This window comes from Pseudomonas sp. 910_23 (assembly GCF_052850795.1).
This window is the reverse complement of the sequence record NZ_VXCZ01000002.1, coordinates 271,072-288,237: the sequence shown is the minus strand read 5'-3', so window position 1 is coordinate 288,237 and position 17,166 is coordinate 271,072. Positions and strand designations below refer to the sequence as shown.

The 17,166-nt window shown below is 61.1% G+C and carries 14 protein-coding genes; 2 read left to right on the top strand and 12 right to left on the bottom strand.

Features of this window, described 5'->3' with window-relative positions:
• Positions 1-126: 126 nt before the first annotated feature.
• Positions 127-1,152 (top strand): iron ABC transporter substrate-binding protein, encoded by a 1,026-nt coding sequence (locus FW800_RS03420; RefSeq protein WP_032878194.1) that lies wholly within the window; start codon positions 127-129, stop codon positions 1,150-1,152.
• A complete protein-coding gene (locus FW800_RS03415; RefSeq protein WP_446436968.1) occupies positions 1,152-2,705 on the top strand; it encodes an ABC transporter permease in 1,554 nt (517 codons plus the stop codon). The genes FW800_RS03420 and FW800_RS03415 overlap by 1 nt, the downstream gene beginning before the upstream one ends.
• Positions 2,706-2,802: 97 nt before the next feature.
• Here FW800_RS03415 and FW800_RS03410 read toward each other — a convergent pair whose 3' ends face one another.
• The 12 genes from FW800_RS03410 to FW800_RS03355 all read right to left on the bottom strand — a co-directional run bounded on the left by FW800_RS03410 (position 2,803) and on the right by FW800_RS03355 (position 17,153).
• Complete coding sequence (locus FW800_RS03410) at positions 2,803-4,737, bottom strand: methyl-accepting chemotaxis protein (RefSeq protein WP_446436967.1); 1,935 nt, start codon at positions 4,735-4,737, stop codon at positions 2,803-2,805.
• A 139-nt stretch (positions 4,738-4,876) separates the two neighbouring features.
• On the bottom strand, positions 4,877-6,166 hold the full coding sequence (locus tag FW800_RS03405) for an adenylosuccinate synthase (protein ID WP_005784238.1): 1,290 nt from the start codon (positions 6,164-6,166) through the stop codon (positions 4,877-4,879).
• 54 nt (positions 6,167-6,220) lie between these two features.
• Positions 6,221-7,408 (bottom strand): ATP phosphoribosyltransferase regulatory subunit, encoded by a 1,188-nt coding sequence (locus FW800_RS03400; protein WP_032878199.1) that lies wholly within the window; start codon positions 7,406-7,408, stop codon positions 6,221-6,223.
• 293 nt (positions 7,409-7,701) lie between these two features.
• The gene (gene hflC, locus FW800_RS03395) at positions 7,702-8,568 is read right to left on the bottom strand and encodes a protease modulator HflC (protein WP_003188064.1); all 867 of its coding nucleotides are present in this window, start codon (positions 8,566-8,568) and stop codon (positions 7,702-7,704) included.
• The gene (gene hflK / locus FW800_RS03390; RefSeq protein WP_446436966.1) at positions 8,568-9,743 is read right to left on the bottom strand and encodes an FtsH protease activity modulator HflK; all 1,176 of its coding nucleotides are present in this window, start codon (positions 9,741-9,743) and stop codon (positions 8,568-8,570) included. The genes hflC and hflK overlap by 1 nt, the downstream gene beginning before the upstream one ends.
• A gap of 96 nt (positions 9,744-9,839) precedes the next feature.
• Positions 9,840-11,141, bottom strand: a complete 1,302-nt coding sequence (gene hflX / locus FW800_RS03385) for a ribosome rescue GTPase HflX (protein ID WP_032878202.1) — start codon at positions 11,139-11,141, stop codon at positions 9,840-9,842.
• Positions 11,142-11,153: 12 nt separating this feature from the next.
• Positions 11,154-11,414 (bottom strand): RNA chaperone Hfq, encoded by a 261-nt coding sequence (gene hfq, locus FW800_RS03380; RefSeq protein ID WP_003188059.1) that lies wholly within the window; start codon positions 11,412-11,414, stop codon positions 11,154-11,156.
• A gap of 94 nt (positions 11,415-11,508) precedes the next feature.
• Complete coding sequence (gene miaA / locus FW800_RS03375; protein WP_446436965.1) at positions 11,509-12,480, bottom strand: tRNA (adenosine(37)-N6)-dimethylallyltransferase MiaA; 972 nt, start codon at positions 12,478-12,480, stop codon at positions 11,509-11,511.
• Positions 12,480-14,396, bottom strand: coding sequence for a DNA mismatch repair endonuclease MutL (mutL, locus tag FW800_RS03370; RefSeq protein WP_032878206.1), 1,917 nt, complete (start codon positions 14,394-14,396; stop codon positions 12,480-12,482). The genes miaA and mutL overlap by 1 nt, the downstream gene beginning before the upstream one ends.
• The gene (locus FW800_RS03365; RefSeq protein ID WP_446436964.1) at positions 14,396-15,817 is read right to left on the bottom strand and encodes an N-acetylmuramoyl-L-alanine amidase; all 1,422 of its coding nucleotides are present in this window, start codon (positions 15,815-15,817) and stop codon (positions 14,396-14,398) included. The genes mutL and FW800_RS03365 overlap by 1 nt, the downstream gene beginning before the upstream one ends.
• 17 nt (positions 15,818-15,834) lie before the next feature.
• Positions 15,835-16,305, bottom strand: coding sequence for a tRNA (adenosine(37)-N6)-threonylcarbamoyltransferase complex ATPase subunit type 1 TsaE (gene tsaE / locus FW800_RS03360; protein WP_446436963.1), 471 nt, complete (start codon positions 16,303-16,305; stop codon positions 15,835-15,837).
• Positions 16,293-17,153: an NAD(P)H-hydrate dehydratase gene (locus FW800_RS03355; protein WP_446436962.1), complete on the bottom strand. Its 861-nt coding sequence runs from the start codon at positions 17,151-17,153 to the stop codon at positions 16,293-16,295. The genes tsaE and FW800_RS03355 overlap by 13 nt, the downstream gene beginning before the upstream one ends.
• Between the last annotated feature and the right edge of the window lie 13 nt (positions 17,154-17,166).

The following is a 17,166-nucleotide window of genomic DNA, read 5'->3' as shown; positions in this document are numbered from 1 at the left end:
GAAAGCGGGTTTTTTCGTTTCTGACGCTCGAAAAACTCCCCAGCGATTTCCCCCCTCGCCCGCACTTGAGAAGTTTTATCGTTTATCCTTGCAATGATTTGTTGCATATAGCGAGGAACACTTCGGATGATGATCCGTGATAACCGTCTCAAAACATCCCTTCTGCGCGGCCTGAGCCTCACCCTGCTCAGCCTGACCCTGCTCTCGCCCGCCGCCTATTCTGCCGACAAGATCGCCCTGACCTTGTACAACGGCCAACACAAGGAAGTCGGCGATGAACTCGCCAAAGCCTTTGAAGCCAAGACCGGCATTCACGTCAACGTGCGCAAAGGCAGCAGCAATCAGTTGGCCAGCCAGGTCGTCGAAGAGGGTGACCGCTCCCCCGCCGACGTGATCTATACCGAAGAATCGCCGCCGCTGAACAAACTCGGCGAGCAAGGCTTGCTGGCGAAGATCGATGCCAGCACCCTCGACGTGCTGCCCAAGGATTACGTCGGTCGTAATGGTGATTGGATGGGCGTGACTGCACGCACCCGCGTCGTGGCGTTCAATCCAAAACTGATTGCTGAAAAGGACCTGCCCAAATCCGTCCTGGATTTCGCCGGCCCCGAGTGGCAAGGCAAGGTTGGCTTCGTGCCCACCAGCGGTGCCTTCCAGGAACAAGCCGTGGCAATCATCAAACTGCACGGTCGCGAAGCCGCCGAAGAGTGGCTGACCGGCCTGCGCGCCTTCGGCAAGGTGTACAGCAACAATATGGTCGCCCTCAAGGCCGTTGAAAATGGCGAAGTGGCCACCGTGCTGGTGAACAACTATTACTGGTTTGCCCTGAAAAAGGAAAAAACCAACCTGGACTCCCAACTGCACTACTTCACCGATGGCGATGCTGGCGGCCTGATCACCGTATCCTCCGCTGCCGCACTGAAATCCAGCAAACACCCCAAAGAAGCTCAGCAACTGCTGGCATTCATGGCCAGTGAAGAAGGCCAGCGCGTGATCACCAACACCTCGGCCGAGTACCCGCTGCGCAAGGGCATGCAATCCAACCGTGGCCTCAAGCCCTTCAGCGAGCTACAGCCGCCGAAAGTCACCCCAGCCGACCTTGGCAACGCCGAAGAAGCGCTGGAACTGGAACGTGATGTTGGCTTGAACTGATGACCGCCTCGCTAACGGCCGGGGCATTCAGCCCACGGCGCAAACGCCCGTCGATCTGGCTGTTGCTGCCGGTACTGCTGCTAGTGGGCCTGAGCCTGCTGCCGCTGGCGTATGTCGGGCTCAAGGCCTGGCAAGCGGGCTGGGCAGAGGCGGTGCATCTGCTGTGGCGGCCTTATGTGTTTGGCCTGCTGCGCAACACCCTCGCGCTGATGGTCGGCGTGACCGTGACCTGTGGTGTGATCGGCCTGTCCCTGGCTTGGCTGCTGGAACGCAGCAACCTGCCGGGACGAAAGATCTGGGGCGTAATCCTGTGCCTGCCGTTTGCGGTACCTGCGTTTGTCAGCAGCTTTACCTGGGTGTCCCTGAGCGCGAGCTTCGAAGGGCTCGGTGGCGCGATTCTGGTGATGAGTCTGTCCAAGTACCCGCTGGTGTTTCTAACGGTGGCAGCAACCTTGCGCAACCTTGACCCATCCCTGGAAGAGTCCGCGCGCACCCTGGGACTGAATCGCTGGGGCGTGTTCTTTCGCGTCACCTTACCGCTGCTGTGGCCGTCGCTATTGGCCGGGGCACTCCTGATAGCCCTGCACATGCTGGTGGAGTTCGGGGCCTTGTCGATCATCGGACTGCAAACCTTTACCACCGCGATCTACCAGCAATTCGAACTGGAATTCAGCAACGCCAATGCTGCGATGCTCTCGGCGGTGTTGCTGGTGATGTGCCTGACCTTGCTGTGGCTGGAGTTGCGCGTGCGTGGCAAAGGCCGACACGTGCGCATTGGCCAGGGCGCGGCGCGACATGCCGAGCAGGTCCGGCTGGGCAAGTGGGCACCATTGGGGCAGGTGTATTGCCTGGCGCTGGCGATCATTGGCAGCGGCATTCCACTGGGGATGCTCGGTTATTGGTTGGCCGTCGGATCTTCCGCCGCGTTTCCACTGGCTGAAATTGGCGAGGCGTTGCTCTCCTCACTTGCCTTGTCGCTGGGAGGCGCGGCGTTGTGCCTGGTACTGGCGGTGCCCGTAGGTTTGCTGGTGGTGCGCTACAAAGGCCAGTTGGCACTGTGGGCCGAACGCCTGCCTTACCTGCTACACGCCCTGCCCGGCCTGGTGATTGCACTGACACTGGTGTATTTCGCGCTGCATTACGTGCCCGCGCTGTACCAGACCTCGGCGTTGTTGCTGATCGCTTATGCGTTGCTGTTTTTGCCATTGGCCCAGGCGCCGATTCGTACGGCCTTGAACAAAGCGGCACCACAACTGGAGGAGGCGGCGCGCACGTTGGGCGCTTCGTCGTTCAGTGCGTTTTGCCGAGTGACGTTGCCGATTATCTTCCCGGCGTTAGGGGCGGCATTTGCGCTGGTGTTTCTGGATGCGATGAAGGAATTGACGGCGACTTTGCTTCTGAGCCCGACCGGGTTGAATACCTTGGCGACGGCCGTGTGGGCGCATACTTCGAATGTGGAGTTTGCGGCGGCGGCACCGTATGCAGCGTTGTTGATATTGGTGTCGGGGTTGCCGGTGTATCTACTTACGACTCGGATGTATCTGAGTCGCTGAGACCGCTATCGGGGGCAAGCCCCCTCCCACATTTGAATGTGTTCGCAAATCAAGTGTGGGAGGGGGCTTGCTCCCGATGAGGCCGGCATGGACACCACTAAGCCCGGAACTGCCCCAGGCTCGCCTTCAACTGCGCCGCCAACCCATCCAGCACCTTGCCACTGGCTGTCGTCTCCACCACCGCCTGCGCCGCACGCTCGGCCTGGGCATGGATCACTTCCACCCGCCCACGCACCGCATGGGCGCCCTGAGCCTGGTGCTCAGCCGCACGCGTCGCCAGACCAATCGCGGCGTGCACCTGCTCCACCGACGCTTGTACTGTCTGCTGCAAACGCACACTGTCGCGCAACACCAGCAAGCCCTCATTGGCCTGGCGGCCAGCCTTGCCGATTGTTTCCACCGCCTCACGCGCGCCCTGTTGCAACGCCACGATATGCGCCTGGATGTCGCCGGTAGAGCTTTGGGTCTTGCTGGCCAGCGCACGCACTTCGTCCGCCACCACCGCAAAGCCACGTCCAGTCTCGCCCGCCCGCGCCGCTTCGATAGCCGCATTCAGGGCAAGCAAATTGGTTTGCTCGGCGATACCGTGGATCACGGTTAGCACGACTTCGATCTGCTCGCTTTGCTGCGCCAGCCGCTCAATCACCTGGGAGCCAGCCTGCACCTGCCCCGCCAACGCCTCGATCAAGCTGCCGACCTCAGCCGAGGTGCGCGAGTTCTCATCCGTGGCCTGGCGAATATCCACCACCTGCTGCAAGGCCGCTTGCATGGCGTGACTTTCGGCCTGGGCCTCGTCAGCCATTTGCGAAAGTGCGCGCAAGCTCTCTGCAACCTCGTCGCGCTGCAAACCCGCTGCCGCGTCGGCGCCCGCGTTACGCAATGTCATGGCGCCGATTTCCACACCTGTACGCTGGGCCACATCGCCAGCCTCACGCACGATGGGCTGCAACTTATCCACAAAGCGATTGACCGCCGAAGCCATATCACCGATTTCGTCCTTGCTGTTGATCTGCACACGCTTGGTGAGGTCGCCCTCGCCTGCCGCCAGGTCGTCCATGGCGGCAATAAGCAGCTTCAGGCGATTGACCACGCGCCGGCCCAACACAACAGCGAGCAACAGCAATACGCCAAGCCCCACCAATGCCAGGCCCATGCCGATACGCCAACGCAGGGCGCCCGCCGCTTCTTGCACGGCGCTGGAGGTGTTTGCAGTCATTTGGGTGGCAGTTGCCTGTGCCGACTGCAGCCTGGCGCCCATGGCGCTGGCACTATCAGCCGCCGCCCCCTGGAGGCTATCGCCCACCAGTTGATCACCGCTGGCGATCAGCGCGGCAAAGCGCTTATCCAATGCTTGCAGGTCGGCCTCAACCGCGACGGTCGACACGCCCATGCGCACCTTGCCGATTTCCACACCATTTGGGCTGATGGAGGCTTCGACGTAGTACACCGACGGGTCTGTCTTGGCCGCGCTCAGCACTTTATCGAGGGCACGCTCACCCGCGCCCTTTGCCAGCAACGCCTGGTTGATCGGGTTATCACGGTTCAGATAACGCGTCAGGTGCTCACCCGCGGCGTCGTCATACACGACGAACAACACGTTGGGATTGCGTTGGGCACGCCGGGCAAATTCCGAGAGTGTTGGCACATCGCTGTCCCACATGGCGCGGGGCGCGACCGAGGCCAGCAACTGCGCCATGTCATTGGCGGAGTCCTTCAGGTCTTTTTCCAGGGTCGCACGCAGTTGCTTCTGCTCTTCCTGCAGACGCGTGGAAAGCCCGGCTGTCAGGCGCTGGCGCGTGCTGGAGGACAAGCTGTCGAGGCTGGACGTGACCTCCTTGCCGGCCTGGGCCAATTCGCCAGACAGTTTCTGACTATCGATGCCCAGACGATTACCCAAATCAGCTTCCAGCGCGGTCACGGTGCTCCGCGTCAGCGCGACGGCAACCAGCACTTGCACCAAAAGGGCGATACCAAGGGTAACGAACACCGGCCGCAACAGACGGCTTTGTAACAACGAGAGAACGGCAGACACTGGAAACCCCTCCACCACGGGTGCCACTAATTTGATAGCACCTCGAAAGAGGGAAACACAGCAAGGGTCGTGCCGTTTGCCAGGCAGAAACGACAAAGGGCTCCCGAAGGAGCCCTTTGCTTTTTACATCAACACTTTATTAAGCGAACGGGTGACGCAGAACGATGGTCTCGTTGCGGTCCGGGCCGGTCGAAATAATGTCGATCGGTGCACCGATCAGCTCTTCCACACGCTTGATGTAAGCGCGGGCGTTGGCTGGCAGTTCTTCCAGGGTCTTGGCGCCCACGGTCGATTCGGTCCAACCTGGCACTTCTTCGTACACAGGCTGCAGGCCCACGTAGCTGTCAGCGTCGGTCGGGGCAACGTCGTTGCCTTGCGCGTCTTTGTAGCCGACGCAGATGTTGATGGCTTCCAGGCCGTCAAGTACGTCCAGCTTGGTCAGGCAAATGCCCGAAATGCTGTTCACATCGATAGCGCGGCGCAGGATAACGGCGTCGAACCAACCGCAACGACGAGCACGGCCAGTGGTGGCGCCGAATTCGTGACCTTGCTTGGCCAGGTGCGCACCAACGTCGTCGAACAGTTCAGTCGGGAACGGACCCGAGCCTACACGGGTGGTGTAAGCCTTGGTGATGCCCAGGATGTAGTCCAGGAACATCGGACCAACGCCTGAACCTGTGGCAACGCCGCCAGCAGTGGTGTTGGAGCTGGTCACGTACGGGTAGGTGCCGTGGTCGATGTCCAGCAACGAGCCCTGGGCGCCTTCGAACATGATGTCTTTGCCGGCGCGACGCAGGTCGTGCAGCTCGGCGGTCACGTCCAGCATCAGCGGCTTGAGCAGCTCTGCGTATTCCTTGCACTCAGCCAGGGTCTTGTCGAACTCGATGGCAGGCTCTTTGTAGTAACCGACCAGCATGAAGTTGTGGTAATCCACCAGTTCACGCAGCTTGTCTTCAAAGCGCGGCATGTTGAGCAGGTCGCCCACACGCAGGCCACGACGCGCAACCTTGTCTTCATAGGCCGGACCGATGCCGCGACCGGTAGTGCCGATCTTCAGCTCGCCACGGGCCTTTTCACGGGCCTGGTCCAGTGCAACGTGGAAGGACAGGATCAGCGGGCAGGACGGGCTGATGCGCAGGCGCTCGCGCACCGGTACGCCTTTCTCTTCCAGCTTGGTGATCTCGCGCAGCAGGGCGTCAGGTGCAACTACCACGCCGTTGCCGATCAGGCACTGCACGCCTTCGCGCAGTACGCCCGACGGAATCAGGTGCAAGACGGTTTTTTCGCCATCGATGACCAGGGTGTGGCCAGCGTTGTGGCCACCCTGGTAGCGCACTACGGCGGCAGCATGTTCGGTCAGCAGATCAACGATCTTGCCTTTGCCCTCATCACCCCATTGGGTGCCCAGGACTACGACATTCTTACCCATAACACTTGTCCTCATTCGCGCAAACTTGGTGCCGGCGATGGCCGGCAGGAAAACTCAAGAAGCCAGTGGCGATACTTGCCAAAGCCCGTTCTGCTGAATCAATTGCCGGTCGCAGTCCGCTTCACGGGCGGCGGCCAATGGCTGCCCAGGCAAGGCCTGGACCACACGCTGACCCTCACTGCGTAACTGGCAAACCTGCTGCCAGAGCGCCGCGTCCGTACTGTCGGGCATCCAGATGCCACCAGACGGCAGCTCGACCTCAGCACGCCCCAGGGTCACCAGGGTTTTCAAATCGGTGGAAAAACCAGTGGCCGGACGCGCGCGACCGAAGTCGGCGCCGATATCGTCGTAACGACCACCTTGGGCGATGGCCTGGCCAACACCCGGGACAAATACCGCGAACACCACACCGGTGTGGTAGTGGTAGCCGCGCAACTCGCCCAGATCAAAATACAGCGGCAGCTGCGGGAACCGCGCCGACAAGCGTTCGGCAATCGCCAGCACGTCATCCAGTGCCGCCAATACCGGCGCCGGCGCATTGGCCAGGCGCTCACGCGCAGCCACCAGCACTTCACGACCACCGCACAGGTCCACCAGCGCACGCAGCATACCGGCCAGTTCAGCCGGCACACCCTCGGTCAGGGCGATCACTTCGTCGATCGCCTTGCGCTGCAGGGCATCGAACAACTGTTGCTCCACTTCACCGGACAAGCCAGCCGCACGGGCCAGACCACGATAGATACCGACGTGGCCCAGGTCCATGTGGACATCGGGCACGTCAGCCAGTTGCAGCATGGCCAGCATCAGGCTGATCACTTCAACGTCGCTGCTCGGGCTGGCATCGCCGTACAACTCGGCACCCAACTGGATCGGGCTGCGCGAAGACGACAAGGCTCGCGGCTGGGCATGCAACACGCTGCCGGCGTAGCACAGGCGGCTCGGACCTTCGCGGCGCAGGGTGTGCGCGTCGATGCGCGCCACTTGCGGCGTGATGTCGGCACGGAACCCCATTTGCCGGCCCGATTGCGGGTCGATCACCTTGAAGGTGCGCAGATCCAGGTCCTGGCCCGCGCCGGTCAGCAGGGATTCCAGGTACTCGATATGGGGAGTCACGACAAACTCGTAACCCCAGCTCTGGAACAGATCCAACACCTGGCGACGCGCTACTTCAATGCGCGCAGCTTCTGGTGGCAGTACTTCTTCGATGCCATCTGGCAGCAGCCAGCGGTCTACCGTTGCCATTACGCCATTCCCCTTTGATCCGGGCGGCCAGCCCTCGGCCGAGCCTTGAGTGAAGCAGAAAATACCCGCCTCCTGCATAAACCACGCGCAAGAGCGACGTGACGAACGGCCTGCAAACGGCCTCGTCGGGCACTTTCCTCGAAAAACCTGTCACGCCTGCCGAATCAAACATGCAGACGCAAAAAAGCCGGGAATTTCCCGGCTGCCGCATCATACACCCGTTTTCTGAAAGGATCACCCCGCCAGGCATTTTAGCCGCCCGACGGAGTGCCCCCTACAGAATCACAGGCCTGTTACTTGGACTTTTCCAGGTAGCGGAAGAAGTCGCTGCTTGGGTCCAGCACCAGTACGTCGGTTTTGTTCGCGAAGCTTTCACGGTAGGCACGCAGGCTACGGTAGAACGCGTAGAACTCCTGGTCCTGGCCGTAAGCCTTGGCGTAGATCGCCGCCGCTTGAGCATCACCATCACCGCGGGCCTCTTCAGACTCACGATAGGCTTCTGCCAGCAGGACTCGGCGCTGACGGTCAGCATCGGCGCGGATACCTTCAGCCAGCTCGTTACCCTTGGCACGGTGCTCACGAGCTTCACGCTCACGCTCGGTGCTCATACGTTCGAACACGCTGCGGTTCACTTCCTTGGGCAGGTCAATGGCCTTGACCCGGACATCGACGACTTCGATACCCAGCTCTTTTTCCGCCATGGTGTTCAGCGAACGGGTGATATCCGCCATCAGCGCATCACGTTCACCAGAAACCACCTCATGCAGGGTGCGCTTACCAAACTGGTCACGCAGGCCCGATTCCAGACGACGGGACAAACGCTCGTCGGCAATCTGCTTGAGGCCGGAGGTCGCGGTGTAGAAGCGCTCGGCATCCTTGACGCGCCACTTGGCGTAGGCGTCAACCATCACGGCTTTCTTTTCCAGGGTCAGGAAGCGCTGTGTCGGTGCATCCAGGGTCATCAGGCGGGCGTCGAACTTGCGCACCTGGTTGACGTAGGGGACTTTCACATGCAGGCCTGGCTGGACATCCGCCTGGACCACGCGACCGAATTGCAGCAGCACCGCACGCTCGGTCTGAGCCACGATGTAGAAGCAGTTCCAGGCAGCGATGACCACGACGACGCCCACAATCAGGGCGGTCAGCGATTTATTGCTCATCAACGACTCTCCCTGGTACGTGTTTGCTGTTGCAGCAAGTCAGCGGCCGCACGGGCGCTCGCTTCGTTGGCAGCGGCATTCGAACCGGTGGACGGTGCGCTGGTGCCGCTACGACCACTTTCGATCATCTTGTCCAGCGGCAGGTACAGCAGGTTGTTCTGCCCACCCTTGTTGCCGGTCACGAGAACCTTGCTGGTGTTGCTGAAAACTTCCTGCATGGTGTCCAGGTACAGACGCTCACGCGTGACTTCCGGCGCCTTGCGGTACTCGGCAACCAGCTTGGTAAAGCGATCTGCCTCACCCTTGGCGCGCGAGACCACTTCGTCGCGATAACCGTTGGCATCTTCAAGGATGCGCTGGGCCTGACCACGGGCTTCCGGCACAACGCCGTTGGCATAGGTTTCAGCCTGGTTGCGCGAACGCTGCTCGTCTTCACGGGCACGGATCACATCATCAAAGGCTTCCTGCACTTCGCGCGGCGCGGCTGCGTTCTGTACGTTGACCTGGGTGACAGTAATACCGGTGCGATAGGTATCGAGGAACCGTTGCAGGCGCTCCTTGATTTCGCTGGCCATCAACTCACGACCTTCGGTCAGCACCTGGTCCATGGCGGTAGAACCCACCACGTGGCGCAGGGCGCTTTCAGTTGCGTGTTGCAGGCTGATTTCCGGCTGGTCAACGTTCAGCACGTAGTCCTGCAGGTTGCTGATCTTGTACTGCACGGTCAGCGGCACTTCGACGATGTTCTCGTCTTCGGTCAGCATCTGGCCCTGCTTGGTGTACGCACGCTCACGCGTGACGTTTTCCATGTACTTCTTGTCGATCGGCGGGAAATAGATGTTCAGGCCCGGCCCGACAGTCTCGTAGTACTTGCCGAAGCGCAGCACCACGGCTTGCTCCTGCTCGTCCACCACGTAGACCGCGCTGTACAGCCATACGGCCGCGAGCACGACAAGACCCAGGCCCAGCAGGCCGTAGCCGCCGCCCTTGCTGGTGCGACCGCCGTCGTCACCGCCACGTTTTTTTCCACCACCGAACAACCCATTCAGGCTTTCCTGCAGCTTTCGGAAGGCCTCGTCGAGATCCGGTGGCCCCTTGCGGTCGCCATTATTGCGGCGCTTACCACCCCAAGGATCCTGATTATTCGAGTTGCCACCCGGCTCATTCCAAGCCATAGCGCTCTCCATCTGATAAAGCAAAGACGCACCCACGGCGCGCCGACCAATGCTACAGAATGCCTGCTACTGCGGCACAACCGCTTTCTCAGGCTTTTATTGCAAAGTGTGTTGTTCAATGAACTCCGCCGGCACAACACCCTCGCGACTGACCAGTCGATTGAGCTCCGAGCGTGGCAATCGAACGGCCAGCAAGCTGACACCTTCTTCGTCGTGTTCTTCTTTCTGTACCGCACCCAGTTCGAAAAACTGTGCCCGCAGTCGAGCAAAACGCTGCGGCAAGCGCAAGGTGCCGACAAACAAATCGCTGCCCAGCAGTTCGGCAATTGCTTGCTCAAGCAGGTCCAAACCACTGCCATCACGCGCCGACAGCCAGACCCGCTGGGGCTTGCCGTTTTCGTCACGCTGGATTTGTGGCTCAACACCTTCAAGCAAATCGAGTTTGTTATAGACCTCGAGGATCGGCAAGTCCTGGGCACCAATCTCGCCCAGCACCACCATGACCTGTTCAATCTGCAACATGCGATCCGGTTCGGCCGCATCGATCACGTGCAGCAGCAGGTCGGAATTGCTCGACTCTTCGAGCGTAGACCGAAATGCCTCGACCAGCTTGTGCGGCAAGTGACGAATGAAACCCACGGTATCGGCCAGGACAATCGGCCCCAGGTCGTCTATGTCCAGACGGCGCAAGGTCGGGTCGAGGGTGGCGAACAGTTGGTCGGCCGCGTACACGTCCGATTTCGTCACGTTGTTGAACAGCGTGGACTTGCCGGCGTTGGTATAACCCACCAGGGACACGGTAGGGATATCCGCACGGGAACGGCCACGGCGCGATTGTTCGCGCTGGCTGCGGACTTTTTCCAGGCGGCCCTTGATCTGGCGCAGGCGAACCCGCAGCAGACGCCGGTCGGTTTCCAGCTGGGTTTCACCCGGACCGCGCATACCGATGCCGCCACCTTGACGCTCAAGGTGAGTCCAGCCGCGAACCAGGCGGGTGCTCATGTGATCAAGCTGAGCCAGTTCGACCTGGAGCTTGCCTTCATGGGTACGGGCGCGCTGGGCGAAAATATCGAGAATCAGGCCGGTACGGTCGATCACGCGACACTCGAAAACACGTTCGAGGTTACGTTCCTGACTGGGCGTGAGGGTGTGATTGAAGATCACCAGATCGGCTTCTTCAGCGTGAACCAGGTCGCGCAGTTCCTCGACCTTGCCGCTGCCGATCAGGTATTTGGCGGTTGGCCGATGACGCGGCACGTTAAAAAACGCAACGGTCTCGGCGCCGGCCGAATTTGCCAACTCCTGAAACTCCTGCGGATCTTCGCGCGCCTCAGGGTCCTGTCCATCCAAGTGAACGAGGATTACTCGCTCACCACCACCGTGGCGCTCAAAGAACAAAGGAGACTCCTATCAGGCGTTACCTGGCTCAGCGTCACCCTGTTCATCACCTGCTGCGCTAGGCAGACGGATTGGACGAACTGGAACGACTGTCGAGATAGCGTGTTTGTAGACCATCTGGCTGACGGTGTTTTTCAGCAGGATCACGAACTGGTCGAACGACTCGATCGTGCCTTGCAACTTGATACCGTTGACCAGATAGATGGAAACCCCAACTTTCTCTTTACGTAAAGTATTCAAGTAAGGGTCTTGTAGCGAATGCCCTTTTGACATGTGCCGCACTCCTTTAAGGATCAATAATAAAAAATCGGAAAATAGATAGCTTATGGCCGTCACACCCCCAAGGATAGACGGCAATTGCAAGGACTCAGCTCAATATGGAGACCGTTCCCAAGTATTTCAAGGCGCGTGACAGATTGTCGCTGTCCAGGCTGTCCAACCAGTGCAAATCGCTCCAGCTGCGCAGCCAGGTGAACTGGCGCTTCGCCAATTGGCGCGTGGCGATGATGCCGCGCTCCTGCATTTCGGCTGACGTCAGCTTGCCATCCAGATGATCCCAGACTTGGCGGTAGCCTACAGCACGTATCGAAGGCAGCCCGGCATGCAGGTCACCTCTTGAACGCAGTGCTACGACCTCGTCCACAAACCCCTGTTCCAACATAATTGTGAATCTTTGTGCAATTCGTTCATGCAGCACCTGGCGATTTGCCGGAGCGATGGCCAGATTCGCCACAGTATAGGGCAATTGTGACTGTCCAGATGCGCCTGCATCAGCACTTTGCGCACTTTGTTTCAGCCTGTGTTCAGTCATGGTCCGGCCACTCACACGCCAGACTTCCAGGGCACGGGTGAGGCGCTGGGGGTCATTGGGGTGAATGCGCGCCGCGGACACCGGGTCCACCGCCGCCAATTGGTCGTGCAGGGCTTGCCAGCCGAGGCGTGCAGCCTCTTCTTCGAGTTCGGCGCGCACCTGGGCATCGGCAGGCGGCATATCGGCCAGCCCTTCCTGCAATGCCTTGTAGTAGAGCATGGTGCCACCCACCAGCAGCGGGATATTGCCGCGCGCGGTGATCTCGGCCATGGCCGCTAGGGCGTCGGTGCGAAAATCCGCAGCCGAATAGCTCTGCGCCGGGTCGATGATGTCGATCAATTTATGCGGATATTGGGCCAATAGCGCTTTGGACGGCTTGGCCGTGCCGATATCCATGTCCCGGTAAACCAGGGCAGAGTCGACACTGATCAACTCGCAGGGCAGCACCTTGGTCAGCTCGATGGCCAGGTCCGTCTTGCCGGCGGCCGTGGGGCCCATCAGGAAGATCGCGGGGGGCAAGGCGCTCATCAACGGCCGCGCAAGAACAGTTTGTCCAGATCGTCCAGGCCCATTTGGGTCCAGGTCGGTCGGCCATGGTTGCATTGGCCGCTGCGCTCGGTGTTTTCCATGTCACGCAGCAGGCCGTTCATTTCCGGCAGGGCCAGGCGGCGATTGGCGCGGATGGCGCCGTGGCAGGCCATGGTGCCGAGCAATTCGTTGATATGCGCCTGGATACGGTCGCTGGTGCCGTACTCCATCAGGTCGGCCAGCACATCGGCCACCAGGCGGTTGGCTTCGGCCTGCTTGAGCAGCGCGGGAATTTGACGGATCGCCAGGGTTTCCGGGCCCAGGCGTTGTAGCTCAAAACCCAGCTTCTGGAACACGCTGTGGTGTTCTTCGGCGCAATCGGCCTCGCGCTGGCTCACGGCCAGGGACTCCGGCACCAGCAGCGGTTGACCGCTGAGGCCTTCGCTGGCCATGGCGATCTTCAGGCGTTCGTACATGATCCGCTCATGGGCGGCATGCATGTCCACCAGCACCAGGCCATGGGCGTTTTCCGCAAGGATGTAGATGCCCTTGAGCTGCGCCAGGGCATAGCCCAGCGGCGGGATATCACCGCCGCCTTCCGGCAACGAGGGAGCAGCACCCGGCTCGGCACCCGGCAGCGGCGCGAAAAACTCCCGGTAAGCCGCCTGGGCCTCAGCCACCGGCACCGTCGACTGCGGACGCGGTGTGTATTGGTACTGGTAACCCGCACCGGCACCCGAGTTTGGCGCCGTGTAGGCTGGCTGCGACGGCGTCGATTGCAGCAGGTTGGCCGCCAGGCTCATTTCACCTTGCGGACCGAACTCACCGGCCTCAGGACCGCTCGGGCGCACCACCGCCGTGACAATCGGCGCTGACAGTTGATCATCCGGGCGCACATCGCCCAAGGCGCGGTGCAGCGTGCCATACAGGAAGTCATGCACCATGCGCCCGTCCCGGAAGCGTACTTCGTGCTTGGTCGGGTGCACGTTGACGTCGACCACCGACGGGTCGACCTCGAAGAACAGCACAAACGTGGGGTGCCGGCCGTTGAACAGCACGTCGCGATAAGCCTGGCGCACCGCGTGGGCTACCAGCTTGTCGCGAACCGCACGGCCATTCACAAAGAAGTACTGCAAGTCGGCCTGGCTACGGGAGAACGTCGGCAACCCCACCCAACCCCACAACCTCAGGCCATTGCGCTCGATTTCAATCGGCAGCGCCTGCTCCAGGAAACCGCTGCCGCACACGGCTGCCACACGTCGTGCGCGGGCGGCGTCGTCGTTGGCTTCGTGCAGACTGAGGATGGTCTTGCCGTTGTGGCGCAGGTGAAACGCCACATCGAAACGGGCCAGGGCCAGGCGCTTGATGACTTCTTGCAGGTGATCGAATTCGGTTTTCTCGGCCTTGAGGAATTTGCGCCGCGCCGGGGTGTTGAAGAACAGGTCGCGCACCTCCACCGAAGTGCCCACCGGGTGTGCAGCCGGCTGGACCCGAGGCGCCATGTCGCGACCTTCGGTTTCCACTTGCCAGGCTTGCTCGGCGTCGCGGGTGCGGGAGGTCAGGGTCAGGCGCGCCACGGAACTGATGGAGGCCAGGGCTTCACCGCGAAAACCCAGGCTCATGACCCGCTCAAGGTCTTCCAGATCACGGATCTTGCTGGTGGCGTGACGGGCCAGAGCCAGCGGCAGATCATCGGAGGAGATGCCGCTGCCGTCATCACGTACCCGCAGCAACTTGACGCCGCCCTGCTCCACGTCGACATCGATGCGCCTGGCACCAGAGTCGATGCTGTTTTCCAGCAGCTCCTTGATCACCGACGCAGGGCGCTCGACCACCTCACCCGCAGCAATCTGGTTAGCCAGGCGCGGGCTGAGCAATTCGATGCGCGAGCCGCTGTTCAACAAGGATTCGCTCATTACTGTGCCGCCAATTCAGTGCCGGGAATGGTCAACACCTGGCCGATCTTCAACTCATCGGTTTTCAGGTTATTGGCGCTGCGCAAGGCCGCAGGCGTGACCTGGAAACGTACCGCCAGCATGGCAACGGTGTCGCCGGGCTGCACACGATGGTCACGCGGGCCCTGGGCGATTTTGCCGGAATCACGTAGCCAGGCGATATAAGTGCCCGGTGGTGGGTTCTGCTGGAAGAACTGGCGCACGCCCGCACTGATGGAACGCGCCAGCGCTTGCTGGTGGCTGGCGCTGGCCAGCTTGGAGGCCTCGTTGGCGTTGGAGATAAACCCGGTTTCCACCAGGATCGACGGGATGTCCGGCGACTTCAACACCATGAACCCGGCTTGTTCCACCCGCTGTTTATGCAGCGACGTCACACGACCGATATTGCTCAGGACTTTCTGGCCAACGTTAAGGCTGGAGGTCAGCGAGGCGGTCATCGACAGGTCGAGCAGCACACCGGCGAGCATCTTGTCCTTGTCATCGAGGGACACGTTGCCGGCCCCGCCGATCAAGTCGGAGCGGTTTTCACTGTCGGCCAGCCAGCGGGCGGTCTCGGACGTGGCACCGCGATCCGACAGGGCAAATACCGAGGCACCAAATGCAGCAGTTGAAGGCGCGGCGTCGGCGTGAATGGACACGAACAGGTCAGCGCCCTTCTTGCGCGCAATTTCGGTACGGCCACGCAACGGAATGAAGTAGTCACCGGTGCGGGTCAGCTCGGCGCGGTAGCCTTTCATGCCGTTGACCTGGCGTTGCAGCTCGCGAGCGATGGCCAGTACCACGTCTTTCTCATGCTGGCCGCGTGAGCCGGAAGCCCCCGGATCTTCGCCACCGTGGCCGGCGTCGATCACCACGATAATGTCGCGCTTGCCTGCCGGCGCGGGCGGCGGCGGTGGCAATTTGACCTGGGGTTGCGACGGGTTGACCGGCACCGCAGGCACGGTAGCCACGCTTGGCGTCGGCGCAGGCGGTGGTGCCGCGTCGGCGGGGTTGTCGAACAGGTCGACCACCAGTCGGTTACCGTATTGGGCGTTGGGCGCCAGGGAGAAGCTCTTAGGCGTCACGGCCTTTTTCAGGTCGATGACCACGCGCAGGTCGGTCGGCGTACGCTGGGCCGAGCGCATGGCGGCAATCGGGGTATTGGCGGTAGGCACCTTCAGCGGCGCGGCCAGGCTCGCACCGTTGATGTCGATCACCAGGCGATCAGGCGCCGTCAGGGTAAAGACGCTGTGCTGGACCGGGCCAGACAGGTCGAACACCAGTCGCGTGTTATCCGGCGCTCGCCACAGGCGAACGCTCTTTACCTGTGAAGCAGCCAGAGCATTGACAGTCATTGCCGCAAGCAACACCCCCACGACAGCAACCAACGCGCGAAAGCGCATACCTAACCCCACCAATTTTATTTGAATTCCAATGCCAGAGCGGTGCACCACGCTTCAGCGCGCACGCTCTGGGGCAACAACTTCAGCTGACGTCCGTGCTCATGCGGCGTAATGGTAATGGTCATGTCTGGCTTTGGCAAAAAGCCTGTGCCTTTATCTGGCCATTCGATCAGGCACAGCGCATCTTCATCGAAGTAATCACGGATGCCCATGTACTCCAGTTCCTCTGGATCTACCAGGCGATAAAGATCGAAGTGGAAAGCACACACGTCGCCGATCTCGTAGGGCTCGACCAACGTAAAGGTCGGGCTTTTTACCGCGCCGGTATGGCCCAGGCCGCGAATAATCCCCCGGGACAATGTGGTTTTGCCTGCGCCGAGATCGCCTTCGAGAAAGATCAACCCTGCCCCTTGCGTGACCTGCGAAAGACGCTGCCCCAACGCGACCATGGCCTCTTCATCTGCCAGGAAAAGAATTACTTCAGGCACGGCGACTGCTCCTCCAGCAATTGACGAATGGCAGGGATCAGTTCGCTGGCAGCCAGCCCCCGACCAAAACTGCCCTGGCGGTCGCCAGCGGTAGCGTGCAACCACACGGCCAGGCAGCTTGCCTCGTACGCGGGCATACCCTGAGCCAATAGCGCGCCGACCAGACCAGCCAAGACATCCCCAAGCCCCGCCGTCGCCATCGCCGGGTGGCCTTGATCACAACGGGCAAGCCGTCCATCCGGGCTGGCAATCAAACTGCCAGCACCCTTGAGGATAGCCACTGCATTGAATTTTTGGCTCAACGCGCGCGCCACATTAAGGCGATCAGCCTGAACCTCGGCTGTCGATAGCCCCAACAAACGCGCAGCTTCGCCCGGATGAGGAGTAATCACACAGTTGGCCGGCAGCTCGACGCTGCCAGTGGCCAGTTGATTGAGCGCGTCGGCGTCCCACACCTGCGGCTGGCGGGCATTGGCCGCGACCGACAACAGGCTTTTGCCCCAAGCGGCATCGCCCAGGCCTGGGCCAATGACGATCACCGAGATTTTTTCCAGCAGGCCCATCAACTGGTTGGCCGAGCTCACGCCGACAGCCATGACTTCCGGCAGCCGGGCCAGAGCGGCTGGCACATGTTCCGGTCGAGTTGCCAGCGAGACCATGCCGGCGCCACCGCGCAGGGCACTTTCGGTGCTCAGCAGCGCCGCACCGCCAAAGCCACGGTCACCACCGATGACCAGCAGGTGGCCGAACTGGCCCTTATGGGCGTCCGGAGAACGCGCAGCCAGTTGCGGCAAATGGCCGGGCAACAACAGCTGAACGTCGGTAATTGGGTGTTTTGTCTGAGGCATGCGTCTTCAAGCT